The organism is Bordetella bronchiseptica (genome assembly GCF_900636925.1).
Lineage (GTDB): Bacteria > Pseudomonadota > Gammaproteobacteria > Burkholderiales > Burkholderiaceae_B > Bordetella > Bordetella pertussis.
On the sequence record NZ_LR134326.1, the window covers coordinates 600,802 to 626,511 of the forward strand.

A 25,710-nucleotide genomic window follows, 5' to 3' on the forward strand; every position below is an offset into this window, starting at 1 on the left:
TCAGCGGATAGAGGGAGTGGGCGGGGGCGCAAGGCCCATCAGCGCGAAGATCGCCTGCGTCAGCGCGCTGGCGGGCTCGTTCAGGGTCAGCACGATGTCGTAATGATTGGTGCCGGGCATGGGGATGTAGCGGCCCGGGTAGCCGAGCGCCAGCCAGTCGCGCAGGAAGTCGTCGCTCTGGCGCTTGAATTCGTCGGTTTCGGTTTCGCCGTAGCTGACCACGATGGGGCAGCCGCGCCGCGGCATGTGCAGGGCGGGGCTGTTGCGCTCGGCGTCGGCCGGGCTCATGCGCATCCATTCGTTGATGTGGGTGTGCACCAGCGGGCGCAGGTCGAACAGCCCCGACAGCGGGGCGGCGCTGTGCACGATGTCCTCGGGCGCGCCGTACTGCCCGTGCCAGCCGCCGGCCAGCAGCGCGCCCACCAGGTGCCCGCCGGCCGAACTGCCGCAGATCGTGATGCGGGCCGGGTCGCCGCCGTACTCGGCGATATGGCGGTGTATCCAGGCCAGCGCGCGGCGGTTCTGGTCGACGATGCGGTCCAGCGTGACCGCCGGCGCCAGCGAGTAGTTGACCGCCACCACCAGCGCGCCGGCGCGGGTGAAGGCCGGCGCCATGTTGCACGAATCGCTCTTGTTGAGCGCGCGCCAGTAGCCGCCATGGATGTAGACCAGCACCGGGGCGGCGCGCACGCCGTCGGCCGGGAAGATGTCGAGCAATTCGTCGGGGTGATCGCCATAGGGGACGTCCAGCGTGCACGGCAGCGCGTCGCGCGCCTGCTGGCTGGCCTCGGCATAGCGCTTGAGAATCGGCTGGATGTCGGGTACTGTCGCGCGTGCGTTGTATTGCACATCGAGCGCAGCGCGATCGTAATGACGGTAGATAGCGGCCATGGCGTGGTTTATTGGGAAAAACCCTAGACTTGTTTTGCGGAATACTTTAAACCTAAACTATGACGCACGCCAGTTCCTTGCCGCAAATTCTTGCGGCGGCCTCGGGCGCGCGGGGCTGTGGGTCCGCGCGCCGCGCCGGCGGCGGGCTGCGCACTGAAGCATCCGAATCGAACGTCTCATAAGAACACACCTGCCGCGCGCCAAGCGCAAGGAGCTTCCACCATGCGTCTCATCCCTTCCCTGCTGGCCGCCCTGGCGCTTGCGCCCGGCCTGGCCAACGCCGATCCGATCAAGGTCGGCATCGCCAACGACATTTCCGGACCGTTCGCGGCGCTGGGCGCCGAGGCGCGTGATGGATTCAACCTGGCCATCAAGGAACTGGGCGGCAAGCTGGGCGGCCAGCAGGCCGAATTCCTGCAGACCGACATGGGCGGCAACCCGGACCAGGCGCGCCAGCTGGTGACGCGCTACATCCAGCGCGAGAAGGTCGATTTCTTCACCGGTCCGATCGGCTCGAACGTGGCGCTGGCCGTGGGGCCCGCGCTGTTCGCCGCCAAGATCCCCTACCTGTCTAACAACCCCGGCCCCAGCCAGTACGCGGGCGCGCAGTGCAACAAGTTCTGGTTCGGCAACTCGTACCAGAACGACGCCTTCCACGAGGCCGCTGGCAAGGTGGCCGCGGACCGCGGCTACAAGAAGGTGTTCATCATGGCGCCGGACTATCCGGCCGGCAAGGACGCCCTGACCGGCTTCAAGCGCGGCTACAAGACCGCCGTGGCCGAGGAGCTCTACACCAAGCTGGGCCAGATCGACTACGCGGCCGAGCTGGCGCAGATCCGCGCCGCCAAGCCCGATGCGGTGTACATCTTCCTGCCGGGCGGCATGGGCATCAATTTCGTCAAGCAGTTCGTCTCGACCGGCCTGGCGCAGGGCACCGCGCTGGTGGGCCCGGGCTTCTCGGCCGACGAGGACGTGATCCAGGCCGTGGGCGAGCCGATGCTGGGCATGGTCAACACGGCGCAGTGGGCGCATGACCTGGACGTGCCGCAGAACAAGAAGTTCGTCGAGGCCTTCCGCAAGGAATACAACGGCCGCTATCCGTCGGTGTACGCCGCCCAGGCGTACGACGTGATCATGTCGATCGACGCGGCGGTCAAGCAGGCCGGCGGCAAGGCCTCCGACCGCGACGCCATCGTCAAGGCGCTCGAGCAGGCCGACTATCCGTCGGTGCGCGGCAGCTTCACCTACGGCAAGAACCACTACCCGATCCAGGCCTACTACGCACGCGTGGTCGAGAAGGACGGCAGCGGCCGCATCACCAACAAGCTGACCGGCAAGGTGTTCGACAAGTACCAGGACGTCTACGTCGGCGACTGCAAACTCTAGGACAGGCCCCGGCGGCGGCCGCGCGGGCGGCGGCCGCCGGCCAAACAGGCTCGCGGGCGGCCCGTCCGGGCGTGAGCGACGCGGGGGTAGTGTTTCATGACGTTTACGTTGATCGTCGAGCAGTTGCTGAACGGTCTGCAGTTCGGGTTGATGCTGTTTCTGATTGCCGCCGGCCTGACCCTGGTGTTCGGCATCATGGACATCATGAATCTGGCGCACGGCTCGCTTTACATGGCCGGCGCCTATGTCGCGGCCGAAACCATGCAGCGCACCGGATCCTTCATGGCGGCGGTGCTGGTGGCCGCGCTGGCCACCGGCCTGGTGGGCGCGGTGCTCGAGCTCACGCTGATCCGCAAGCTGGCGGTGCGCGACCACCTGGCCCAGGTGCTGGGCACCTACGCCGTCATCCTGATCGCCAATGACCTGGTCAAGATGATCTGGGGGCCGGCGCCCGTCATGCTCAACATGCCGGCCGCCCTGTCCGGCCCGGTGCGCCTGCTGCCCGATCTGCTGTATCCGGCCTACCGGCTGATGATCATCGTGTTCGGGCTGGCGGCCGCCGCCGGCCTGTACTGGTTCGTGACGCGCACGCGCGCCGGCGTGCTGGTGCGCGCCGGCGCCTCCAATCGCCAGATGGCGACCCTGATGGGCGTGCGCGTGCCCTTGCTGTTCCTGGGCGTGTTCGTGCTGGGCGCGATGCTGGCCGCGGTGGCCGGCGCGCTGCTGGGGCCGGTGACCGCCGTGCAGATCGGCATGGGCGAGGGAATCCTGATCCTGGTGCTGGTGTGCATCGTCATCGGCGGCATCGGCTCGATTCGCGGGGCCTTCGTGGGCGCGCTGCTGGTCGGCATGGTCGACACCGCCGGCCGGGCCTTCCTGCCCATGCTGCTGCGCCAGGTGTTTCCGCCCGCCGTGGCTTCCAGCGTCGGGCCGACGCTGGCGGCCATCGCGATCTATGTCCTGATGGCGGGGGTGCTGGTGTTCCGGCCGGCCGGCCTGTTTCCGGCGCGCGGGTGAGCCATGCATAGATCGACTCTGTGGACGCTGGCCCTGCTGGCCGCGCTGGCGCTTTTCCCCCTGGTTGCGCCGGCGCTGGGCCTGGACTTCTATATCTCGTTCGTGCGGCGCGTACTGATCTACGCGCTGGCGGCCACCAGCCTCAACCTGATCCTGGGCTACGGCGGCATGGTGGCACTGGGGCATGCCGCCTTCTTCGGCGCCGGCGCCTACGCCGTCGGCATCCTGGGGGCGGCCGGCATCACCTCGGCGTTGCTGGCCTGGCCGGCGGCGATCGCGCTGGCCGGCGCGCTGGCCTGGATCACCGGCGCGATCTCGCTGCGCACGCGCGGCGTGTACTTCATCATGATTACCCTGGCGTTCGCCCAGATGGTCTATTACGTGTTCATTTCGCTGCGCCAGTATGGCGGCGAGGACGGCCTGAACCTGTCGGGCTATTCCACGCTTCCCGGGCTGGACCTGGCCAATGACCTGACTTTCTATTATCTGGTGCTGGTCCTGTTCGCCGTGCTCATGGGCGTGTTCGGCCGCGTGGTCGATTCGCGCTTCGGCGCCGCCCTGCAGGGCATACGCGAGAACGAGTCGCGCATGGAGTCGCTGGGCTATCCGGTGTACCGGCTGAAGCTGACGGCTTTCGTCATCAGCGGCGCCGCGGCCGGGCTGGCCGGCGCCCTGCTGGCCAACCACAACCTGTTCATCTCGCCCAGCCTCATGCACTGGACGCAATCGGCCAACCTGCTGATCATGGTGCTGGTCGGCGGCATCGGCCTGCGCTATGGCGGAGTGGCCGGCGCCGTGGTCATGCTGGTGCTGGAAGAAGTGCTGCGGCAATGGACCGAGTATTGGCACCTGCCACTGGGCGTGCTGCTGCTGTGCGTGGTGCTGGGCGCGCCGCGCGGGCTGGTGGGCCTGGTGGGCCCCTGGTTCGCCGGCCGCGCCGGCGCCGATTCGACGAGGGCCGGAACATGAACGCGCCTGCTGCTTCCCCCGCGCTGCGGGCCGACGGACTGGTGCGGCGCTTTGGCGCGCTGGTGGCCACCGACCGGGTCTCGCTCACGCTGGCGCCGGGCGAGATCCACGCCCTGATCGGCCCCAACGGCGCGGGCAAGTCCACGCTGATCCACCTGCTGTCGGGCACGCTGCCGGCCGATGCCGGCAGCCTGAAGATGGGCGAGCGCGACATCACCGCGCTCAATGCGCACCAGCGCGTGGCCGCCGGGCTGTCGCGCTCGTACCAGATCACCAATATCTTCAAATCGTTCAGCGTGCTGGACAACCTGCTGCTGGCCGTGCAGGCACGCGCCGGCAGCAGCTTCCGTTTCTGGCGCCGGCGCGCCGCCGAACGCGAACTCTACGATGCCGCCCACGAGCTGGCGCGCCAGTGCGCCATCGATGCCGGCATGCTGCAACGTCCGGCCGGCACGCTGCCGCACGGCGAGCAGCGCAAGGTCGAGTTCGCCCTGGCGCTGGCGGCCCGTCCCAGCGTGCTGCTGCTGGACGAGCCCATGGCGGGCATGGGGCCGGACGAAACCCTGCGGCTGACCGAGCTGATCGAAACGCTGCGCGGCCGGGCCGCCATGCTGCTGGTCGAGCATGACATGCAGGCCGTGTTCCGGCTGGCCGACCGCATCTCGGTGCTGGTGTACGGCCGGGTGATCGCCACCGGCACGCCCGAGCAGATCCGCGCCAATCCGGAGGTGCGCCAGGCCTACCTGGGCGACGAGGAACAGACCGCCGCGCTGGAGGGCGCCCGATGCTGAATGTGAACGCCGTGGAAAGCGGGTATGGCGCCAGCCAGGTGCTGTTCGGCGTGGACCTGGAGATCGGCGCCGGCCAGGTGGTGACGCTGCTGGGCCGCAACGGCATGGGCAAGACCACGCTGCTGCGCACCTTGTTCGGGCAGCTGCCGCTGCGCGCCGGCTCGGTGCGGTTCGCTGGCCAGGAGATCGGCGGCTGGAGCCCGGACCGCATCGCGCGCGCCGGCCTGGCCATCGTGCCGGAAGGGCGCCAGTGTTTTCCCAACCTGACGGTGCGCGAGCACCTGACGGCCTTCGTGGCGGCGCGCAATCCGTCCATCGGCCAACCCTGGACGCCGCAGCGCGTGTTCGAACTGTTCCCGCGCCTGGGCGAGCGCGCCGGCAACATGGGCAACCAGCTCTCCGGCGGCGAGCAGCAGATGCTGGCCATCGGCCGCGCCCTGGTGACCAATCCGCGCCTGCTGATCCTGGACGAGGCGACCGAGGGGCTGGCCCCCAAGATCCGTGAGGAAATCTGGACCTGCCTGGCGCGGCTGCGCGAAGCCGGCCAGACCATCCTGGTCATCGACAAATACGTCGAACGCCTGCTCGGCCTGGCCGACCGCCATGTCATCCTGGAGCGCGGCAAGGTGGTCTGGAAGGGCGATTCCGCGGCGCTGGACGCCGATCGCGGCCTGTGGGAGCGCTATCTGGGGGTGTGAGCGCGGCGCCCGCCTTCCCGAAGTCTTCCTTCCTGCGCCGGCCTGTCCGGCGCAGCGCTTTTGGGGACGGCACGTTCCTGCGGGAAACCCGTCTTGCGAAGCCCGTCCCTAGGGTATATATTTCAAGCCTAAACTATCAAGGGTTGAACATATCAGGCGCGTCCGCGCGGGACAGGGCGGCGCCTGCCACGGAGCGTGTAACGCGATGAAGATAGTCTGCCTGGGCGGTGGCCCCGCCGGCCTGTATTTCGGCCTGCTGATGAAGTTGCAGGATCCGGCCAACGAAGTGACCGTCATCGAGCGCAACCGCCCTTACGACACCTTCGGCTGGGGCGTGGTGTTCTCCGACGCCACCATGGACAACCTGCGCCAGGCCGACCCCGTATCGGCCAAGACCATCGGCGACGCGTTCAACCACTGGGACGACATCGAGATCCACTACAGGGACCGCAGCATCCGCACCAGTGGCCACGGCTTCATCGGCATCGGCCGCAAGCACCTGCTCAACATCCTGCAGGCCCGCTGCGAGGAGGTCGGCGTCAAGCTGGTGTTCGAGACCTTCGTGCAGGACGACCAGGCCCTGGCGCGCGACTACGACGCCGACCTGGTCATCGCCGCCGACGGCATCAACAGCGTGGTGCGCACCCGCTACGCCGACACCTTCACCCCCGATATCGACCAGCGCCGCTGCCGCTTCGTCTGGCTGGGCACGACCAAGGTATTCGACGCCTTCACGTTCGCCTTCGTGCAGAATGAACACGGCTGGTTCCAGGCCCATGCCTATCGCTTCGAGGACGGGCTGTCCACGTTCATCGTCGAGACGCCCGAGGAAACCTGGCAATCCGCCGGCATCGAGGGCATGAGCCAGGAAGACGGCATCGCCTATTGCGAGCGGCTGTTCGCACCCTGGCTGGACGGCCACCGCCTGATCAGCAACGCCAAGCACATACGCGGCGCGGCCATCTGGATCCGCTTCCCGCGCGTGATCTGTCCGCATTGGGTGCGCTGGAACCGCCTGCAGACGCCGCGCGGCGAGCGCGACGTGCCGGTGGTGCTGATGGGCGACGCGGCCCACACGGCGCACTTTTCCATCGGCTCGGGCACCAAGCTGGCCCTGGAAGACGCCATCGAGCTGGCGCGCTGCCTGGACGGCCGGCGCGGCGACCTGCGCGGCGCGCTGCAGCACTACGAAGATGTGCGCAGCGTGGAAGTGCTGAAAATACAGAACGCGGCGCGCAACTCGACGGAATGGTTCGAGAACGTGCGGCGCTACGCCAACCTGGAGCCCGAGCAATTCGCCTATTCGCTGCTGACCCGTTCGCAGCGCATCTCGCACGAGAACCTGCGGCTGCGCGATGCCGCATGGCTGCAAGGATACGAGGCCTGGATCGCCGAGCGCGCCGGGGCCGGGCCCGCGCCGGGCGCGCAGGCGCCGCTGCCCATGCTCACGCCGTTCCAGGCGCGCAGCGTGCGGCTGGCCAACCGTATCGTGGTCTCGCCCATGGCCATGTACTCCTGCGTCGACGGCGTGCCCGGCGAATTCCATCTGGTGCACCTGGGGGCGCGCGCGCTGGGCGGCGCGGGGCTGGTCATGGTGGAGATGACCTGCCCCTCGCCCGACGCGCGCATCACCCCGGGCTGCCCCGGCCTGTGGAACGACGAGCAGGCCGGTGCCTTCGGCCGCATCGTCGACTTCGTGCACGGCAACAGCGCCGCGCGCATCGGCATCCAGCTCGGCCATGCCGGCCGCAAGGGCTCGACCCAGCTGGGCTGGCAGCAGATGGATCATCCGCTGCCCGAGGGCAACTGGCCGCTGCTGTCGGCCTCGGCGCTGCCGTACCTGCCGGGCGTGTCGCAGACGCCGCGCGCCATGACGCGCGCCGACATGGACCGCGTGCGCGAGGACTTCGCCGCCGCCGCCCGGCGCGCCGCCCGGGCCGGCTTCGACTGGCTGGAACTGCATTGCGCCCACGGCTATCTGCTGTCGTCGTTCATCTCGCCGCTGACCAACCAGCGCGACGACGAGTATGGCGGCAGCCTGGAGAACCGCCTGCGCTATCCGCTCGAAGTGTTCCGCGCGGTGCGCCAGGCCTGGCCGGCCGAGCTGCCCATGTCGGTGCGGATTTCGGCGCACGACTGGGTCGAGGGCGGCATCACCGCCGACGACGCGGTCGAGATCGCCCGCCATTTCAAGGCGGCGGGCGCGGACATGATCGATTGCTCGTCGGGACAGGTCAGCCCCGACCAGCAGCCGGTATATGGCCGCATGTACCAGACGCCGTTCGCCGACCGGGTGCGCAACGAGGCCGGCATCGCCACCATCGCGGTGGGCGCGATCTTCGAGGCCGACCACGCCAACGGCATCATCGCCTCGGGCCGCGCCGACCTGTGCGCGCTGGCGCGCCCGCACCTGGCCGATGCGGCCTGGACGTTGCGCGAGGCGGCCCGCGTGGGCTATCGCGATGTGCACTGGCCCGACCAGTACGTGGCCGGCAAGCGGCAGCTGGAAACCAATTTCGAACGCGCCGCCATGCTGGCGCAACTGGACATCAAATGAGCACATCCACACAGGCCTTGGCCGGGCGCCACGCCCTGGTTACGGGCGGTGCGCGCGGCATCGGGCTGGCGTGCGCGCGCGCGCTGCTGGCGCGCGGCGCCAGCGTCACCTTGCTGGGCCGTGACGGCGGCGCCCTGGATGCCGCCGCCGACCAGCTGGCGCGCGCCGGCCGGGTGCAGACCGCCAGCGCCGACGTGGCCGACGCCGCCTCGGTGCGCGCGGCATTCGAGCAGGCCGCGCGCGCGCTCGGGCCGGTCGCGATCCTGGTCAACAACGCCGGCCAGGCGGTCAGCCAGCGCTTCGACCGCACCGACGAGGCGCTGTGGCAGCGCATGCTGGCGGTCAACCTGACCGGCACGTTCCACTGCATCCAGGCGGCCCTGCCGGGGATGCTGGATGGCGGCTGGGGCAGGGTGGTCAACGTCGCCAGCACCGCCGGCCTGATCGGCTACGCCTACGTCAGCGCCTACTGCGCCGCCAAGCATGGCGTGGTGGGCCTGACCCGCGCGCTGGCGCTGGAGACGGCGCGCAAGGGCGTCACGGTCAACGCCGTGTGCCCGGGCTACACCGAAACCGACATCGTGCGCGGCGCGGTGGCCAACATCGTGGAGAAGACCGGCCTGAGCGAGGCCGAGGCGCGCGCCACGCTGGCCGAACGCAATCCGCAAGGACGCCTGATCAACCCCGAGGAAGTCGCGGAAACCGTGGCCTGGCTGGCCCTGCCCGCCTCGGCAGCCATCAACGGCCAGGCCATCGCCGTCGACGGCGGCGAAGTCATGACTGGCTGAGAACCCGAAAACGGAGAGGAAATGACGCAATCCGAGCAAGTCCACACCATGAAGCACCACAAGCGGCCGTATGCCGGCCATGCCGCGCGCACGTTCCAGTGGCAGGTGTCCGACGACGGCAAGATCGCCACCATCACGCTGAACCGGCCGGAACGCAAGAACCCGCTGACGTTCGACTCGTACGCCGAGCTGCGCGATCTGTTCCGCGGCCTGGTCTACGCCACCGACATCAAGGTCGTGGTGCTCACCGGCGCGGGCGGCAACTTCTGCTCGGGCGGGGATGTGCACGAGATCATCGGGCCGCTGACGCGCATGAGCATGCCCGAGCTGCTGGACTTCACCCGCATGACCGGCGACCTGGTCAAGGCCATGCGGGCGTGTCCGCAGCCCATCGTGGCGGCGGTGGACGGCGTGTGCGCCGGCGCCGGGGCGATGATGGCGCTGGCCTCGGACATGCGGCTGGGCACGCCGGCGGCGCGCACGGCCTTCCTGTTCACGCGCGTGGGGCTGGCCGGCGCCGACATGGGCGCCTGCACGCTGTTGCCGCGCATGATCGGCCAGGGCCGCGCCAGCGAGCTGCTGTACACCGGCCGCGCCATGAATGCCGACGAGGGCCTGCAATGGGGGTTCTTCAATGCGCTGCATGATCCGGCCGAGCTGTCCGGCGCGGCGCTGGCGCTGGCCGAGCAGCTGGCCGCCGGTCCGACCTTCGCGCACGGCGTGACCAAGAAGCTGCTGCACCAGGAATGGAACATGGGCGTGGACGAGGCCATCGAGGCCGAGGCGCAGGCGCAGGCCATCTGCATGCAGACGCAGGATTTCCGCCGCGCCTACGATGCCTTCGTGGCCAGGCGCAAGCCGGTGTTCGAGGGGGACTGAGCATGCCGGATCTTTCCTGGCAGGACTGGCCCTTCTTCGACCCCCTCCATCGCGAACTGGCGCGCGAACTGGAGGCCTGGTGCGGCCCGGCGCTGGCGGCCATCGACCATCGCGACACCGACGCCGCCTGCCGCGCCCTGGTGCGCAGCCTCGGCCAGGCCGGCTGGCTGCGATATGCGGTGCCGGCCGGGCCGGGCGGCGGCTGGGGCGGGCGCCTGCCCAAGGTCGACTCGCGCGCCGTGTGCATCCTGCGCGAAACCCTGGCGCGCCACGACGGGCTGGCCGATTTCGCGTTCGCCATGCAGGGGCTGGGCAGCGGCGCCATTTCGCTGATGGGTAGCGATGCGCTGCGTCAACAGTACCTGCCGCCGGTGGCGCGCGGCGAGGCGATCGCCGCTTTCGCGCTGTCCGAACCCGAGGCGGGTTCGGACGTGGCGGCGCTTGCCTGCGAGGCGCGCGCCGACGGCGACGGCTATGTGCTCAATGGCGAGAAGACCTGGATCTCCAACGGCGGCATCGCCGATTTCTATTGCGTGTTCGCGCGCACCGGCGAGGCGCCCGGCGCGCGCGGCATCAGCGCGTTCGTGGTCGATGCCGGCACGCCGGGGCTGGAGATCGCCGAGCGCATCGACCTGATCGCGCCGCATCCGCTGGCCCGGCTGCGCTTTGCCGACTGCCGCATCCCGGCGTCCCGGCGCCTGGGCGAGGCGGGGCAGGGCTTCAAGCTGGCCATGATGACGCTGGACATCTTCCGCGCCTCGGTGGCGGCCGCCGCGCTGGGCTTTGCGCGCAGGGCGCTGGACGAGGGCCTGGCGCGGGCGCGCGGGCGCCGCATGTTCGGCCAGACCCTGGCCGACCTGCAGCTGACGCAGGCCGCGCTGGGCGACATGGCGACCGCCGTCGATGCGTCGGCGCTGCTGACCTACCGCGCCGCGTGGATGCGCGACGTGCAGGAGGTGCGCACCACGCGGGAGGCGGCGATGGCCAAGATGACGGCCACCGAATCGGCCCAGGCGGTCATCGACCGGGCCTTGCAGATGTTCGGCGGCGCGGGCGTGGTGGCGGGCGCCACGGTCGAGCGCCTCTACCGCGAGATCCGGGCATTGCGCATCTACGAGGGCGCCACGGAAGTGCAGAAACTGATCATCGCCCGGGAACTGCTCAAGTCCTGAGCGCGGCGAGATCCACATCATCGACACAGGGGAAACAACCATGGAACCCTCCGCACACCTGGACAGCTTCGCGCGCGACAACCTGCCGCCCGCGAGCGAGTGGCCCGAATTCCTGCTCGACGGTCCCGACGTGGCCTATCCGAAGCGCTTCAATTGCGCCGCCGAGCTGGTCGACGCCATGGTGCGCCAAGGCCATGGCGAACGCGTGGCGCTGCGCTGGCGCCAGGACGAGCGGATCGAGACCATGACCTACGGCCAGCTGCAGGCGCTGACCAACCGCATCGCCCGCGTGCTGGTCGAGGACATGGGCCTGGTGCCGGGCAACCGCCTGTTGCTGCGCGGCCCCAACAATCCGATGATGGCCGCCGCCTGGCTGGGCGCGATCAAGGCCGGGCTGGTCACGGTGCCCACCATGCCGCTGCTGCGCGCCAAGGAGCTCAGGCAGATCATCGAGAAGGCGCAGGTGCAGGCCGTGCTGTGCGATGCCCGGCTCAAGGACGAGGCGCTGCACTGCGCCGCGCCCGCCCACGAGCACTATTGCCCCGGACTGGGCCAGGTCATGCTGTTCAACGACGGCGCGCCCGATGCGCTGGACGCGCGCGCCGCGGCCAAGCCGGAGGATTTCCCGGCCTGCGACACCGCCGCCGACGACGTGTGCCTGATCGCCTTCACCAGCGGCACCACCGGCGCGCCCAAGGGCTGCATGCATTTCCACCGCGATGTGCTGGCCATGTGCGACCTGTTCCCGCGCCACGTCATCAGGCCGGGGCCCGACGACATCTTCTGCGGCACGCCGCCGCTGGCCTTCACCTTCGGGCTGGGCGGGCTGCTGTGCTTTCCGCTGCGCGTGGGCGCCAGCGCCGTGCTGGCCGAGAAACTGAGCCCCGACACGCTGCTGGCGCTGATCCACGATTTCCGCGCCACCATCTCGTTCACCGCGCCGACCTTCTATCGCCAGATGGCCGCGCTCGCGCCCAAGTACGACATCTCGTCGCTGCGCAAGAGCGTGTCGGCCGGCGAGGCGCTGCCCGACGCCACCCGCCAGCTGTGGCGGCAGGCCACCGGCATCGAGATGATCGACGGCATCGGCGGCACCGAGATGATCCACGTGTTCGTCTCCAGCCCGCCCGAGGAGGTCCGCCAGGGCGCCATCGGCAAAGCGGTGCCGGGCTACGTGGCCGAGGTGGTCGACGAGCAGATGCGCCCGGTGCCCAACGGCACGGTGGGGCGGCTGGCCATCAAGGGCCCCACCGGTTGCCGCTATCTGGCCGACGAGCGCCAGCAGCGCTTCGTCCAGCAAGGCTGGAACCTGCCGGGCGATACCTTCTTGCGCGACGACGATGGCTATTTCTTCTACCAGGCGCGCAACGACGACATGATCATCTCGGCGGGCTACAACATCGCCGGCCCGGAGGTCGAGGACGCGCTGCTGCGCCACGAGGCGGTGGCCGAGTGCGGGGTGGTGGGCGCGCCGGACGACGACCGGGGGCAGCTGGTCAAGGCCTATGTGGTGCTCAAGCCCGGCTACGAGCCGGACGACGCGCTGGCCGCGGCGCTGCAGGCCTTCGTCAAGGCCGGCATCGCGCCGTACAAGTATCCGCGCGCCATCGAGTTCGTCGATGCGCTGCCGCGCACCGAGACGGGCAAGCTGCAGCGTTTCGCGCTGCGCCGCATGGCGGCGGAGGGTTGAGGTGGCCGAGCCGTTCGTCAGCGAGGTGGAGGTGCGGTTCCGGCATTGCGACCCGGCCGGCATCGTGTTCTACCCGCGCTATTTCGAGATGATCAATGACTTTGTCGAAGAGTGGTTCGACAAGGGCATGGGCCTGCCGTTTCATGCATTGCACGTGGACCGCCATATCGGTACGCCGCTGGCGTCGGTGCAGTGCGACTTCAGCGCGCCCAGCCGCTGGCACGAACGCCTGCGGCAGGAGCTGAGCGTGCGACGCATCGGGGGAGCGTCGTTTCGCGCGGATGTGCGGTTTCTGGGGCCGGACGACCGTCTGCGGCTGTCGGCCGACCTGACCATCGTCACGGTGGACCTGCGCAGCATGCGCTCGACGCCGCTACCCGATGACCTGCGCGCCCGCATGCAGGCGTTCCTGTCGCCGCAGGCGCGGGACGCATAACGTTTTTACAAGAGGATCCATGACATGAAAATTCTGCAACCGCCGGACTGGCTCGCGCCGCGAGGCTATTCGAACGGCACGCTGACCGAGATGGCGGTCGGCTCCAAGCTGGTGTTCGTCGGCGGGCAGGTGGGCTGGAACGGCCAACAGCAGTTCGAGACCGACGATTTCGCCGAGCAGGTGCGCCAGACCCTGGTCAATGTCCTGGCCATCATGGCCGAAGGCGGCGCCGGGCCGCAGCACATCGTGCGCATGACCTGGTACGTCAAGAACAAGGCGGAGTACGTGGCGTCCTATCCGGAAATCGGCAAGCACTATCGCGAGCTGATCGGCCGCCATTTCCCGGCCATGACCGCGGTCGAAGTCGCCGACCTGATCGAGGACCGGGCCAAGGTCGAAATCGAAGTCACCGCCGTGATTCCCTGACGCGGCGATCCGGGCGCCTGTCCCGCAGGGGGAGCGACACCCGCGGCCAGGGTGCCTGTCCCCGCCGGGACAGGCACCCCACTGCCCGGCCCGTCAGCGGATCGCCAGCTCGCCCTGTTCCAGCACGGCCTTGCCGCCGACCTGGTCCTCCAGGAATTCGGTCACCTTCATGCCCAGGTGCAGCGTCACGCCGCCGAAGAAGCGCCGCGAGGCCACGATCATGGCGGTCTCCAGGGGCTGCAGCTCCTTGGCCAGGCGTGCGTCCTCGGCCTGCAGCTCCACCAGGTCGGCGCTGATCTTGGCGTGCGTCTGGCGGGCGCGCTCGCTCATGTTGTTGACGTTCTTGGCCGGGTTGTTGTGCAGGAACAGGATCAGCTTTTCCAGCTTGGCCTTTTCCTCTTCCAGCTCGCGCGCGCGCGTCTCCAGCGCGGCGCGCTTGGCGTTGGCGTGCGGGTTCAGGCCGGCGCGCACCACGGTGGGAATGCCGGCCATCGAGCCCAGCGTTCCGGCGTGCACCGATTTGTACGCATGCGCCGTGCCGCCGGTGATCACGCCCTGCTGCGAGCCCGGCGGGCCGACGGTGATGGTTTCGCCGGCGGTCACCGTGCTCTGGCGGATCTCGCGTTCGGCCGCCACGTTCTTCTCGGCGCGCACCTGCGCGTTGTCGATGAAGCGCGCCTTGACCGACCCGCCGCTGACGATGCGGGCCATGCGGCTGCCGCCGCGGCTGTCCGCGACCCCTTCGGCGCTGCCGATGATGCCGCCGTTGACGGTGACGTTGCCGCCGGCCTCGACGTGGGCCGCCTCGATCGTGCCGTTGACCACGACATCGCCCGATACCCGCACGTGCATGCCGGCGGTGATGTCGCCCTTGACGCGCAGGGTGCCCTCGAAGTCGATGTTGCCCGAGCTCAGGTCCACCGCGGGCACTTCCACCAGCGAATTGACCGTGGCGCCGTGCTGCACCAGCATGGGCGAGCCGGCGATGGCCGCGCGCAGCAGGCCGGGGTCTTCCGGATCGACCTCCACGCCATTGAGCTTGGGGGCGAAGGGCGGGTCGGCCACGGCCGGCGGCGCGACCGGGCCGCCCAGCACGTCGGTGCCCGGCTGGCCCGGGGTCGCCGGGATACGGCGCATCAGCGGCGTGCCGGCCGACACCAGGGTCAGGTCGCCCAGGTTGCGGTAATCGATGATGGCGTTCTCGTCATCCTCGCTCAGGCGCGTCTTCAGCGCGTCCAGCAGGCTTTCGAAGCGCGCCGGCTCGCCCGCCTCGGGCAGGGTGCCGCGCGCGATCTCCAGGGCCTCGCAGGCGCCGCGCTCCAGGGCCTGGCGCAGCGCTTCGGGGATGAGGCCGTGCACGATGCCGTGCGCCTGCAGGCCGGCCAGCAGGTCGGATTCGCCGACCGGCTGGCCGCCCTTGGGGGCACGCAGGGTCAGCTGCGCGCTCATGCGGTCTTCGGCCACCTCCAGCTCGAATGTGCCGTTGCGCACCTCGCCGATGCAGGCCTCGACCGGGCCGGCCGTATCGCGGCATTGTTCGATGAACACGATGGCGCTGATCTGGTCGAGCACCGTGGCCGGCCATCCGCGCGCCTGCACGGCCGCCACCAGCGTGTCCCAGGTGGGCAGCGTGTCGTTCTCGCCGGTCGGGGCATAGGCGGCCGATAGGACGCACGTCGCCTCGTCCAGCTCGAGCTGGAGCGCATTTGCGATGGTCATGTCTGTTCCTCCGGGTCCGGCCCGCTGCCGCGCGTCGGGGCAGGGCCGGTCGGCGATGTCATAGGTGGGTAATATGTGGAAATATCGAGTTATATTAAGCCATAGATCGTGAAATCAATCGAGCCGGGGTTTCCCTGGATTTCGCGCTATGTCACTGATTTTTTTGATCCAAAACAAAAAAGCGAAGCCCATCGGATCGTAACAATCCGATGGGCCGGGCCCTGCCCGTCGCGGCGGGATCAGGCGCGCAGCGTGGCGAACACCTGTTCGGCCGCCTCCAGGGTGGCGTCGATGACGGCGTCGTCGTGCGTGGCCGAGACGAAACCAGCCTCGAAGGCGGACGGCGCGAAGTGGATGCCGCGCTCCAGCATGGCATGGAAGAAGCGCTTGAAGGCCTCGGTGTCGCAGGCCGACACTTCGGCGAACGAGGCGGGGACGCGGTCACCGAAGTACAGGCCGAACATGCCGCCGATGGCGTCGGCCGAGAACGGCACGCCAGCTGCGCGCGCGCGCTCCTGCAGGCCCTGGGCCAGCCGCGCGGTCTGGGCCGACAGGCGCTCGTAGAATCCGGGCTCGCCGATCAGGCGCATGGTCGCCAGGCCGGCGGCCACCGCCACCGGGTTGCCCGACAGCGTGCCGGCCTGGTAGACGCCGCCCAGCGGGGCGATATGGGCCATCAGGTCGGCGCGGCCGCCGAAGGCGCCCACCGGCATGCCGCCGCCGATGACCTTGGCCAGCGTGGTCAGGTCCGGACGCACGCCGGTCAGGCCCTGCACGCCTTGCGGTCCGACGCGGAAACCCGTCATGACCTCGTCGAAGATCAGCACCGCGCCGTGGCGGGTGCACAGTTCGCGCAGGCCGGCCAGGAAGCCTTCGGCCGGCTTGATCAGGTTCATGTTGCCGGCCACCGGCTCGACGATCACGCAGGCGATCTCGGCGCCGTGCTGGCTGAACGCGGCGTCGACCGCGGCCAGGTTGTTGAATTCCAGGGTCAGGGTGTGCGCGACGAATTCCGGCGGCACGCCGGCCGAGCTGGGGTTGCCGAAAGTCAGCAGGCCCGAGCCGGCCTTGACCAGCAGGCTGTCGGAGTGGCCGTGGTAGCAGCCCTCGAACTTGATGATCTTGTGGCGGCCGGTGGCGCCGCGCGCCAGGCGGATGGCCGTCATGGTGGCTTCGGTGCCCGAGCTGACCAGGCGCACCTGCTCCAGCGACGGCAGGCGGGCGATCAGCATTTCGGCCAGCTCCACCTCGGCTTCGGTGGGCGCGCCGAACGACAGGCCGTGGACGGCCGCTTCCTGCACGGCGCGCACGACTTCGGGATGGGCATGGCCCAGGATGGCCGGGCCCCAGGAACCGACATAGTCGATGTACTGCTTGCCCTCGGCGTCCCAGACGTAGGGGCCTTGCGCGCGCTGGATGAAGCGCGGGGTCCCGCCTACGGAGCGGAAGGCGCGCACGGGCGAATTGACGCCGCCGGGAATGCTGCGGCAGGCGCGATCGAAGAGTTCGGCGTTGGTGGACATGGCGGATACGGCAGGGTTAGGGGTTGACGGAGAAAGCCGCGGCGCATGCGCGCGCGGCCGCCTGAATGTCGGGCGCCTCGAACAGGCCGCTGATGACCGCGGCCGAATCGGCGCCGGCCTGGGCCACCTGCGACACGTTGGCCGGCGTGATGCCGCCGATGGCGACGACCGCCGGACGCGGCGCGGGGCAGGCCAGCACCCGGGCGCGGGCCTCGGTCAGGGTTTGCAGCGGCGCATGCACGGCCTCGGGCTTGGTGGGCGAGGCAAACACCGTACCGAAGGCGACGTAGTCGGCTCCGGCGGCCAGCAGGGCGTCCGCGCGCCGCAGGTCGTTGTAACAGGACACGCCCAGCAGCAGGCCGGCGCCGGCCTGCGCCCGCACGGTGGCCGGGTCGGCGTCGTCGCGCCCCAGGTGCGCGCCGTCGGCGCCCACATCCAGGGCCAGTTTCCAGTGATCGTTGACCAGGAACACCACGCCCAGCTCGCGGCACAGCGGCGCCAGGGCGCGCGCCTGCGTCGCGCGCAGGCGTTCGTCGGCCAGCTTGCGCCGCAATTGCAGCGCCGTCATGCCGCCGGCCGCCGCGGCGCGCACGGCCGCCAGCAGGCGGTCGGTATCGTCCCATTCGGGGGTGATGCCGTAGAGCCCGGCGGGAAATCGCAGCGTCTTCATGACTGGGCCACGCGGTTGGGCAGGCGGCGGCCCATGCCGGGCAGGAAGCTGGCGGCGATGGTGCGTTCGGCATGCGCCAGGGCCTGTTCCACCGCGCGCGGCATTTCCATCCCCTGCGCCAGCATGGCGGCGGCCGCGATGGCGGCGACGCCGCCCGTGTCGCCGTTGCGGTCGGGGGGGGCCTGCCACGGCCAGGTGCTGGTCTGGCCCTCCGGCCCCACCAGCATGTTGACCTGGTGGCCGGGACGCACCGGCGAACCCAGCACCAGCGCCCATTGCGCGCCGCCCGCCAGCAAGGCGTGGGCGGGCGAGGGCGCGCCGCTGGTGTCGATGCTGCCGTCGGCCTGCCATTGCGCCAGGCGCACGTGCTCGACCACGACCAGGTCGGTCTGCGGCAGCACCAGTTCCAGCGTGGCGGCCAGCAGGTCGTCGGCGTCGTCCTGGTCGGCGGCATCCTGCGGCAGCGGCGTGCGCTGGCCCAGGTGCAGCACCAGCGGCACGTGGCTGTAGTCGGCGGCGATCTGCGCGGCCACGCTGGCTGCCTCGGCCGACAGCAGCGCGCCGACCTTGATGGCCTGCACCGACATGTCTTCCAGCAGGCAGCGCGCCTGGTCGTCGAGCAATTCGGGGGCCACCGGGTGGACTTCTTCGATGCCGGCCGTGTCCTGCACGGTCAGCGCGGTGACCGCGGCCAGGGCGTGGCAGCCCAGCCGGGCGCAACTGACTGCGTCGGCGGGCAGGCCATCGGCGCCGGACGGATCCACGGGGCCGATAATGAGAACGAGGGGAGGCGTAACGGAGTCCAAGACAGGAACGACGGCGAAAAAGGGGTAATCGGGCCGCATCTTGAGCTAGCTCAGACGCTCCCGGTTGTGTTTCGGTAAGATGTGCCCATTCTAATGGATGCTTGACGGACTTGCCCCGGAGGTCGGAGCAAGCGACAGCAGTGCAAGAGAGAACTATGCGTACTTGGATGTGTCTTATCTGTGGCTGGGTCTATGACGAAGAGGCTGGCCTGCCCGATGAAGGAATTGCCCCCGGCACCCGCTGGGAAGACGTTCCGCCGAACTGGGTCTGCCCGGAATGCGGAGCGCGCAAGGAAGATTTCGAACTGATGGAAATCTGAGCACGCCAGGCCGTGATGGCCGCGCCCGCGGCCGCCTTCGCCGGCTTGCCGCGACTGTCCCGACTACCCGCTACCAAGGGGGCTGCCATGACCGACTCACATCGCCCAGACGCCGACGACATCCCGGACGACGACGAGCTGTCGACCGATTTCTCCAACCAGTTCCTGCTGGCCATGCCTGGCGTGGTCGAGGGAAGCCTGGCCGGCACGGTCATCTACATCTGCGAGCACACCCGGCGCGGCGCGCTGGGCCTGGTGATCAACCGGCCGACCGACCTGACCCTGGCAACGCTGTTCGAGCGCATCGATCTCAAGCTGGAAATCGGCCCGGTCAAGGATGAAATGGTGTTCTTCGGCGGACCGGTGCAGACCGACCGCGGCTTCGTGCTGCACGCGCCGGCCGGCGACTACACCTCCAGCATCAACCTCGGCGAGCTGGCCCTGACCACCTCGCGCGATGTGCTGCAGGCCGTGGCCGACGGCAACGGCCCGGCCCGCATGCTGGTGACGCTGGGCTATGCCGGCTGGGGCGCCGGGCAGCTGGAAAGCGAAATGGCGCAGAACTCCTGGCTGAGCGTGGGCGCCGACTCGCACATCATTTTCGATGTCGCGCCCGAAGACCGCTACCCGGCCGCGCTTAAGCTGCTGGGCGTCGACCCGGTGATGCTGGCGGGCGGCGCCGGCCATGCCTGAGGAAACCCTGCTGGCGTTCGACTTCGGCGAAAAGAAGATCGGCATTGCCATCGGCAATACCCTGACCCGCCAGGCGCGCCCGCTGGAAATCATTTTCTCGGAGACGCGCGCGGCGCGCTTCGGCCGTATCGGCCAGCTGCTGCAGGAATGGCAGCCGCAGCGCGCCGTGGTGGGCCTGCCGCTGACCCTGGACGGACAGGAGCAGCCCGCCAGCGCGCGGGCGCGCCGCTTCGCCAACCAGTTGCACGGCCGCTTCGGCCTGGCGGTCGAGCTGGTCGACGAGCGCGGCTCCAGCATGGAGGCCCAGCAACTGCTGGGCACGCATGCCGCCGACGACGCGGTCGCCGCGGCCGTCATATTGCAACGTTACCTGGATACCCTGCCGCAGCCCTGACCTGCCGCTGCCCATGCTCAATCCCCAACTCAATCGCCACGGCGAGCTGACCCACCTGCTGTCCACCGAAGGCCTGCCGCGCCGCATCATCGAGCAGATCCTCGACCTGGCCGCCACCTTCGTGCCGGCGCCCGGACAGGAATTCCCCAAGCTGCCCCTGCTGCACGGCAAAAGCGTGTTCAACCTGTTCTTCGAGAACTCCACCCGCACGCGCACCACCTTCGAGATCGCCGCCAAGCGCCTGTCGGCCGACGTGGTCAACCTGAACATCGCCGCCTCGTCCACGTCCAAGGGCGAATCCCTGCTCGATACCATCGCCAACCTGTCGGCCATGCAGGCCGACCTGTTCGTGGTGCGCCACGGCGCCAGCGGCGCGCCGTACCTGATCGCGCAGCACGTGGCGCCCCATGTCCATGTCATCAACGCCGGCGACGGCCGCCATGCGCATCCCACGCAGGCCTTGCTGGACATGTACACCATCCGTCACCACAAGGGCGATTTCAACCAGCTGACGGTGGCCATCGTCGGCGACGTACTGCATTCGCGCGTGGCGCGCTCCGACATCCACGCCCTGACCACGCTGGGCGTGCCCGAAGTGCGCGTGGTGGCGCCGGCCACGCTGCTGCCCGAGGGGCTGGCGCAGATGGGCGTGCGCGTCTGTACCGACATGGAAGAAGGGCTGCGCGACGCCGACGTCGTCATCATGCTGCGCCTGCAGAACGAACGCATGCGCGGCGCGCTGCTGCCGTCGGCGCACGAATACTTCAAGCACTATGGCCTGACGCAGGCCCGCCTGGCGCTGGCCCGGCCCGACGCCATCGTGATGCACCCGGGGCCGATGAACCGCGGCGTCGAGATTGCCTCCGAGGTGGCCGACAGCGGCCAGGCCGTGATACTGGACCAGGTGACATTCGGCATCGCGGTGCGCATGGCCGCCATGAGCCTGGTCGCGGGAGTACGGCCATGACGGTGCGCACGGTACGCATCGCCGGCGGCCGGCTGATCGATCCCGCCAGCGGCGCCGACGCCCGCGCCGACCTTTACCTGGCGGACGGCCGCATCGCCGCCATCGGCCAGGCGCCGGCGGGCTTCCAGGCGCAGCAGCACATCGACGCGCGCGGGCTGGCCGTGCTGCCGGGCCTGGTGGACCTGTCGGCGCGCGTGCACGGCGCCGGGCTCGCGCCGCTGGCCTGCGAAATGCAGGCTGCGCTGGCCGGCGGCGTGACCCGGCTGGTCGTGCCGCCGGATACCGACCCGCCGCTGGACGAGCCGGGCCGGGTGGAAATGCTGCGCCACCGCGCGCACCAGGCCGGCCAGGCACAGCTGCACCCGCTGGGCGCCCTGACCGAGGGCCTGCGCGGCGAACGGCTCAGCGAGATGGCCGCCCTGGCCGAGGCCGGCTGCGTGGCCTTTTCCCAGGCCGGCTTGCCGGTGGCCGATACCCGGGTGCTGTGGCGCGCCATGCAATACGCGCGCACCTTCGGGCTGGCATTGTGGCTGCGGCCCCTGGACCCCTGGATGGGCCGCGACGGCGTGGCCGCGGCCGGCGCCTATGCGTCGCGGCTGGGCCTGGCCGAGGTGCCGGTGCAGGCCGAGACGCTGGCGCTGCACACGATTTTCGAACTGCAGCGCGCCACCGGCGCGCGCGTGCACCTGATGCGCCTGTCCAGCGCAGCCGGCGTGGCGCTGGTGCGCGCCGCGCGCCGCGAGGGCCTGCCGCTCACCTGCGACGTGGCCGCCCACCAGATCCACCTGACCGATGTGGACATCGGCTTTTTCGACAGCCGCTTTCGCCTCGACCCGCCGCTGCGCGGCCAGCGCGACCGCGATGCGATCGTCGCCGGGCTGGCGGATGGCACCATCGATGCCATCTGCTCCGACCACAGGCCGGTCGGCGATACCGGCAAGCTGCTGCCCTTCGCCGAGGCCGAGGCGGGCGCCAGCGGCCTGGAGCTGCTGTTGTCGCTGACGCTGAAATGGGCGCAGCGCGAACGCGTGCCCCTGGCGCGGGCGCTGGCCCTGGTCACCAGCGCGCCGGCGGCCATCCTGCGCGCCGCCACGGCGGCGCTGCCGCCCTGCGGCGAACTGGCGGCGGGCGCGCCGGCCGACCTGTGCCTGGTCGACCTGGACGCCGACTGGACCGCCGCGCCGGCCGCCATGCGCAGCCGCAGCGTGCACACGCCGTTCGCGGGTATGATGCTGCCCGGCCGTGTACGGGCGACCCTGGTGGCGGGGCGTACGGTCTGGGAGACCCCTGCTTGAAACTGCTGCGCTTCGTTTTCCGCGTGTTCCTGGTGGTGCCCTGGGTGCTGTTCGGCCTGCTGTGCGTGACCCTGGTGTACCGGGGGCTGCGCCAGGACCAGCGGGCCCGGCTGAACCGGTACTGGTCGGCGTGCCTGATGCGGCTGTGCGGCATTGCCGTGCATGTGCGCGGCGCGCCGCGCCTGCGAGGCGGCGTGCTGTGGGTCGCCAACCATGTCTCGTGGATCGACATCTTCGTGGTCAACTCGGTGCGCGCGACGTCGTTCGTGGCCAAGAGCGAGATCCGCGCCTGGCCGGTCATCGGCTACCTTGCCGCCGGCGCGGGTACCTTGTTCATCGACCGGACGCAGCGCCACGCGGTGCATGCCATGGGGCAGTCGATCCATGACTGCTTCGCCCGCGGCGATGCCGTGGGCCTGTTTCCCGAGGGCACGACGACCGAAGGCTTCACGACCCGCCCGTTCCATGCCAGCCTGTTCGAGCCGGCGCGCGCCGAAGGCGTGGATATCCAGCCGGTGGCGCTGCGGTTCATGCATCGCGGCCAGCGCAGCGGCTTTGCCGCTTTCGTCGGCGAGGAAACCCTGGTGGCCAATCTGTGGCGGGTATTGGGGACGACCAGGCTGGCGGTGGAGGTGGTGTTCCTGGAGCCCCTGCCTACGCAGCATGCCGAAGGGCATCAGCCGACCCGGCTGGAGCTCTCGCACATGGCGCGCAACGCCATCGCCGGCGAGCTGTAGCCGGCCCGGGCGGCGCGTGGCCGCCCGCGGCGGCGTTCAGTCGCCGTTGGGATCCTGAAAACGTTTGCATTTCACCTGCACGAGTTTGCGGTCATGCAGGCGCAGGGCGCTCAGCGCGCCGCCCCATACGCAACCGGTATCCAGGCAGATGACGTCGGGGCGCATCAGCAGGCCCAGCGTCGACCAGTGGCCGAACACGACCGTGACGTCGCGGGTGGCGCGGTTGGGCACATCGAACCAGGGCACCAGGCCGGCCGGCCAGGCGCCCGGCGCCACCTTGGTGGCGAACTCCATGTGGCCGGACGGGGTGCACAGGCGGATGCGGGTCAGGGCATTGATGATGACGCGCATGCGCTTGCCGCCCGTGTGGTCGTCCTTCCAGGTGGCGGGCTCGTTGCCGTACATCTTCTGCAGCGCCTTGCGCCAGTTCGGGCCGCGCAAGGCCTGCTCGACCTCGCCGGCCAGCGCCAGGGTCTTGGCGACGTCCCATTTGGCCAGCACGCCCGCGTGCACCATCAGGTGGCCCGCTTCGTAGTGGGCCAGCGGCCGGAACCGCAGCCAGTCGATCAGGTCGACGGCATCGGGCGCCTGCAGCACCTCGTCCAGCGTGTCGGACTTGGAGGGTTTGCGCACGCCCGCGTAGGCCGCCAGCAAATGCAGGTCGTGATTGCCCAGCACGGCCGTGCAGCGCTCGCCCATGGCCATGATGCGCCGCAGCACGGCCAGCGATTGCGGGCCGCGGTTGACCAGGTCGCCGGCAAACCAGAAACGACTGTCGGTATCGCCGGCGATCTCGGGGTGCGCCAGCAATTCTGCGAGCGGCGCGCAGCAGCCCTGCACGTCGCCTATGGTCCAGATACTGCCTTTCATGCAGGAACTTTTCTCCAAGGCCAGCGGTGTTGCATGAAACGCGCCATGGCGTGACGGTATTCCATCATCGACAGCGCGCCGAAAGCCAGCAGCAGGGCGCCGAGGTTCGGTCCCAGCGCCGTGATCCAGGGCGGCCAGCGGCTGAGCATGCCGACGTTCAGCGCCAGCTGGTTCAGCATGAAGAAGCCCACGCCCAGCAGGATGCCGATGAAGACCTTGGCGCCCACGCCGCCGCGGCGGGTCTGCATGAAGCCGATGGGCGCCGCGATGGTGATCATTACCAACAGGGTAAACGGATAGACCAGCTTGCGCCACAGCGCCACGACCTGGCGGTCGTATTGCAGCTGGTTGTGGCGCAGGTATTCGATGTAGTCGACCAGGGTCAGCGCCGACATGCGTTCGGGCGTGAGCACCCGCGCCAGCAGGCGCTCGGGGCTGAGCGTCGTGTCCAGCTTGAGTTCGGGCACCTTGGTGACCCGCGCCGGCGGCTCCTTGGGCTGCTTGGCGTCGGCCAGGGCCGACGGGGCGTGCTCGTCGATGCGGGTTTCGCTGACGTCGGTGAGCACCAGGTCGCCGCGGCTGAACCGGCCGTTGGGCGCGGTCCACAGCGCGGTCATTTCCAGGTCGGAGCGGAACTCGTACAGCGTGACGTCCTTGACCTGGCCGTCGGCCAGCAGGGTCTTGATATTGATGATGCGGGTGCCGTTCTGCGGGGTGGGTTCCTTGAACCAGTAGCCGCTGTTGAGGCGCCCGCCGCCGGCCTTGCCGCGGAACGTCAGGTCGGCCTCGCCGCTCTTGATCTCGGCCGCCGGCGTGACGAATTCGGACAGCAGCGTCGCGCCTATCATCAGCGGAATGGTAATGACCCACAGCATGCCCAGCAGCCGCATGCCGCTGACCCCCGAGACGCGCAGGATGACCAGCTCGTTGCGCTGCGCCAGGCCGGCCAGCGCCAGGATCGCGCCGATCAGCAGGCCGATGGGCAGCAGATCGTACAGCCGGGTGGGCAGGGCCAGCGCCTGCATGTAGAACAGCGCCAGCATGCTGAACTTGTCGCCCACGTTGTCCAGGTCGTCGACCAGCGCGAAAAACGTGAACAGCCCCAGCAGGGCCAGCAGGACCACTGCACAGGAGCGGTAGATTTCACGAGCCAGATAGCGGCGTGCGGTACGCATGGTGGGTGATGCGGCAGATAAAGCGCGGAAACGTGACAGGTTAACAAAAACGCGGCGGTTGGCGCAGCCCCGGGTAACCGGGGCCCGCACTCCTGGTCAGGGAATCTCGACCATGCGCATGCGGCGTGTCAGCGTGGCGGTGCGCGAGTTCAGGTAACCGGTGTTGCGGTGGCGGTCATAGTAGCGGGGATTGGGCAGCATGGCAGCCAGCCTGGCCGCCTGGCCTGCGCCCAGCCGCGCCGCGCTGGTATTGTAATAATGCCGGGCCGCCGCCTCGGCGCCGAACACCCCCACGCCCCATTCCGCGACATTCAGGTACAGCTCCAGGATGCGCTCCTTGGGCATGACATGCTCGATCATGTAGGCAAGCACCAGTTCCTGGCCCTTGCGCAGGTAGCTGCGCGACCCGGACAGGAACAGGTTCTTGGCCAGTTGCTGGGTGATGGTCGAGCCGCCGCGCATCTTGGTGCGGCCGCGTTCGGCCTGCCGCTGGTTGTATTCCCAGGCCTTGCGGATGGCATCCCACTCGACGCCGTCGTGCTCGGTGAAGTTGGCGTCCTCGGACGCTACGACCGCCTGCTTGAGCGTATTGCTGATGCGGTCGTAGGGCACCCACTGGTACTTCAGCTCGGCCTCGGGGTCGCGTTCGCGCAGGCGCGCCAGCTCCTGCCGCATGATGGCGCTGCTGCCCGGGTCGCGGTAGGCGTACCAGACCACCAGGGAGAACATCCACAATTGGTACAGGATGGCGATGCACAGCACCGCCATGATGACGGCGGTGATGACCCGGAACCAGTTCAGGCGGCGCGCGGTGGGCTTGGGCATGGGCGGGCGGCGGATT

At 69.5% G+C, this 25,710-nt stretch carries 26 protein-coding genes; 18 read left to right on the forward strand and 8 right to left on the reverse strand.

Annotated elements, in window-relative coordinates; genetic code table 11:
* Complete coding sequence (locus tag EL288_RS02850) at positions 1-891, reverse strand: alpha/beta hydrolase (RefSeq protein WP_010929728.1); 891 nt, start codon at positions 889-891, stop codon at positions 1-3.
* A 222-nt stretch (positions 892-1,113) separates the two neighbouring features.
* Here EL288_RS02850 and EL288_RS02855 point away from each other — a divergent pair, with 222 nt between their 5' ends.
* From EL288_RS02855 to EL288_RS02910, 12 genes are all read left to right on the forward strand, one after another.
* The gene (locus tag EL288_RS02855) at positions 1,114-2,277 is read left to right on the forward strand and encodes an ABC transporter substrate-binding protein (RefSeq protein ID WP_003815015.1); all 1,164 of its coding nucleotides are present in this window, start codon (positions 1,114-1,116) and stop codon (positions 2,275-2,277) included.
* A gap of 96 nt (positions 2,278-2,373) precedes the next feature.
* Positions 2,374-3,294 carry a branched-chain amino acid ABC transporter permease gene (locus tag EL288_RS02860; RefSeq protein ID WP_033459006.1) on the forward strand — a complete coding sequence of 307 codons (921 nt, stop codon included), beginning with the start codon at positions 2,374-2,376 and terminating at the stop codon, positions 3,292-3,294.
* 3 nt (positions 3,295-3,297) lie between these two features.
* Positions 3,298-4,263 (forward strand): branched-chain amino acid ABC transporter permease, encoded by a 966-nt coding sequence (locus EL288_RS02865; RefSeq protein WP_003815011.1) that lies wholly within the window; start codon positions 3,298-3,300, stop codon positions 4,261-4,263.
* Entirely contained in the window at positions 4,260-5,054 is a 795-nt protein-coding gene (locus EL288_RS02870) for an ABC transporter ATP-binding protein (protein WP_003815010.1), read from the forward strand. Before EL288_RS02865 ends, EL288_RS02870 begins: the two co-directional genes overlap by 4 nt.
* Complete coding sequence (locus EL288_RS02875) at positions 5,048-5,752, forward strand: ABC transporter ATP-binding protein (protein ID WP_033446410.1); 705 nt, start codon at positions 5,048-5,050, stop codon at positions 5,750-5,752. Before EL288_RS02870 ends, EL288_RS02875 begins: the two co-directional genes overlap by 7 nt.
* Positions 5,753-5,957: 205 nt before the next feature.
* Entirely contained in the window at positions 5,958-8,309 is a 2,352-nt protein-coding gene (locus tag EL288_RS02880; protein WP_003815004.1) for a bifunctional salicylyl-CoA 5-hydroxylase/oxidoreductase, read from the forward strand.
* Complete coding sequence (locus EL288_RS02885) at positions 8,306-9,097, forward strand: SDR family NAD(P)-dependent oxidoreductase (RefSeq protein ID WP_003815002.1); 792 nt, start codon at positions 8,306-8,308, stop codon at positions 9,095-9,097. Before EL288_RS02880 ends, EL288_RS02885 begins: the two co-directional genes overlap by 4 nt.
* Before the next feature lie 21 nt (positions 9,098-9,118).
* Positions 9,119-9,976, forward strand: coding sequence for an enoyl-CoA hydratase family protein (locus tag EL288_RS02890; protein WP_003815000.1), 858 nt, complete (start codon positions 9,119-9,121; stop codon positions 9,974-9,976).
* A 2-nt stretch (positions 9,977-9,978) separates the two neighbouring features.
* Complete coding sequence (locus tag EL288_RS02895; protein ID WP_003814998.1) at positions 9,979-11,148, forward strand: acyl-CoA dehydrogenase family protein; 1,170 nt, start codon at positions 9,979-9,981, stop codon at positions 11,146-11,148.
* A gap of 40 nt (positions 11,149-11,188) precedes the next feature.
* On the forward strand, positions 11,189-12,838 hold the full coding sequence (locus EL288_RS02900; protein WP_003814996.1) for an AMP-binding protein: 1,650 nt from the start codon (positions 11,189-11,191) through the stop codon (positions 12,836-12,838).
* A gap of 1 nt (position 12,839) precedes the next feature.
* The gene (locus EL288_RS02905) at positions 12,840-13,274 is read left to right on the forward strand and encodes an acyl-CoA thioesterase (RefSeq protein WP_003814993.1); all 435 of its coding nucleotides are present in this window, start codon (positions 12,840-12,842) and stop codon (positions 13,272-13,274) included.
* A 24-nt stretch (positions 13,275-13,298) separates the two neighbouring features.
* Positions 13,299-13,700 carry a RidA family protein gene (locus EL288_RS02910; protein ID WP_003814990.1) on the forward strand — a complete coding sequence of 134 codons (402 nt, stop codon included), beginning with the start codon at positions 13,299-13,301 and terminating at the stop codon, positions 13,698-13,700.
* A 93-nt stretch (positions 13,701-13,793) separates the two neighbouring features.
* On the opposite strand, the gene EL288_RS02915 is transcribed toward EL288_RS02910, so the two are convergent.
* The 4 genes from EL288_RS02915 to EL288_RS02930 form a co-directional block, all read right to left on the reverse strand.
* Positions 13,794-15,419 (reverse strand): DUF342 domain-containing protein, encoded by a 1,626-nt coding sequence (locus EL288_RS02915; protein ID WP_015064929.1) that lies wholly within the window; start codon positions 15,417-15,419, stop codon positions 13,794-13,796.
* 239 nt (positions 15,420-15,658) lie between these two features.
* Positions 15,659-16,942 carry a glutamate-1-semialdehyde 2,1-aminomutase gene (hemL, locus tag EL288_RS02920; RefSeq protein WP_003814987.1) on the reverse strand — a complete coding sequence of 428 codons (1,284 nt, stop codon included), beginning with the start codon at positions 16,940-16,942 and terminating at the stop codon, positions 15,659-15,661.
* Between the two features lie 16 nt (positions 16,943-16,958).
* Positions 16,959-17,612: a thiamine phosphate synthase gene (gene thiE / locus EL288_RS02925; protein ID WP_015064930.1), complete on the reverse strand. Its 654-nt coding sequence runs from the start codon at positions 17,610-17,612 to the stop codon at positions 16,959-16,961.
* A complete protein-coding gene (locus EL288_RS02930; protein ID WP_003814982.1) occupies positions 17,609-18,457 on the reverse strand; it encodes a hydroxymethylpyrimidine/phosphomethylpyrimidine kinase in 849 nt (282 codons plus the stop codon). Before EL288_RS02930 ends, thiE begins: the two co-directional genes overlap by 4 nt.
* Positions 18,458-18,573: 116 nt before the next feature.
* On the opposite strand from EL288_RS02930, the gene EL288_RS02935 reads away from it, so the two are divergent.
* The 6 genes from EL288_RS02935 (at position 18,574) to EL288_RS02960 (ending at position 22,824) form a co-directional block, all read left to right on the forward strand.
* Positions 18,574-18,738: a rubredoxin gene (locus EL288_RS02935; protein WP_003814980.1), complete on the forward strand. Its 165-nt coding sequence runs from the start codon at positions 18,574-18,576 to the stop codon at positions 18,736-18,738.
* Between the two features lie 87 nt (positions 18,739-18,825).
* The gene (locus EL288_RS02940; protein ID WP_010927118.1) at positions 18,826-19,431 is read left to right on the forward strand and encodes a YqgE/AlgH family protein; all 606 of its coding nucleotides are present in this window, start codon (positions 18,826-18,828) and stop codon (positions 19,429-19,431) included.
* Positions 19,424-19,825: a Holliday junction resolvase RuvX gene (ruvX, locus tag EL288_RS02945; protein WP_003814967.1), complete on the forward strand. Its 402-nt coding sequence runs from the start codon at positions 19,424-19,426 to the stop codon at positions 19,823-19,825. The genes EL288_RS02940 and ruvX overlap by 8 nt, the downstream gene beginning before the upstream one ends.
* Positions 19,826-19,838: 13 nt before the next feature.
* A complete protein-coding gene (locus EL288_RS02950) occupies positions 19,839-20,792 on the forward strand; it encodes an aspartate carbamoyltransferase catalytic subunit (RefSeq protein WP_033459004.1) in 954 nt (317 codons plus the stop codon).
* Positions 20,789-22,087 carry a dihydroorotase gene (locus EL288_RS02955; RefSeq protein WP_003814964.1) on the forward strand — a complete coding sequence of 433 codons (1,299 nt, stop codon included), beginning with the start codon at positions 20,789-20,791 and terminating at the stop codon, positions 22,085-22,087. Before EL288_RS02950 ends, EL288_RS02955 begins: the two co-directional genes overlap by 4 nt.
* The gene (locus EL288_RS02960) at positions 22,084-22,824 is read left to right on the forward strand and encodes a lysophospholipid acyltransferase family protein (RefSeq protein ID WP_003814963.1); all 741 of its coding nucleotides are present in this window, start codon (positions 22,084-22,086) and stop codon (positions 22,822-22,824) included. The genes EL288_RS02955 and EL288_RS02960 overlap by 4 nt, the downstream gene beginning before the upstream one ends.
* A gap of 36 nt (positions 22,825-22,860) precedes the next feature.
* Here EL288_RS02960 and EL288_RS02965 read toward each other — a convergent pair whose 3' ends face one another.
* The 3 genes from EL288_RS02965 to mtgA form a co-directional block, all read right to left on the reverse strand.
* A complete protein-coding gene (locus tag EL288_RS02965; RefSeq protein WP_003814962.1) occupies positions 22,861-23,694 on the reverse strand; it encodes a symmetrical bis(5'-nucleosyl)-tetraphosphatase in 834 nt (277 codons plus the stop codon).
* A complete protein-coding gene (gene lptG, locus EL288_RS02970) occupies positions 23,691-24,869 on the reverse strand; it encodes an LPS export ABC transporter permease LptG (RefSeq protein ID WP_033446409.1) in 1,179 nt (392 codons plus the stop codon). The genes EL288_RS02965 and lptG overlap by 4 nt, the downstream gene beginning before the upstream one ends.
* 96 nt (positions 24,870-24,965) lie before the next feature.
* Positions 24,966-25,694, reverse strand: coding sequence for a monofunctional biosynthetic peptidoglycan transglycosylase (mtgA, locus tag EL288_RS02975; protein ID WP_003814960.1), 729 nt, complete (start codon positions 25,692-25,694; stop codon positions 24,966-24,968).
* Between the last annotated feature and the right edge of the window lie 16 nt (positions 25,695-25,710).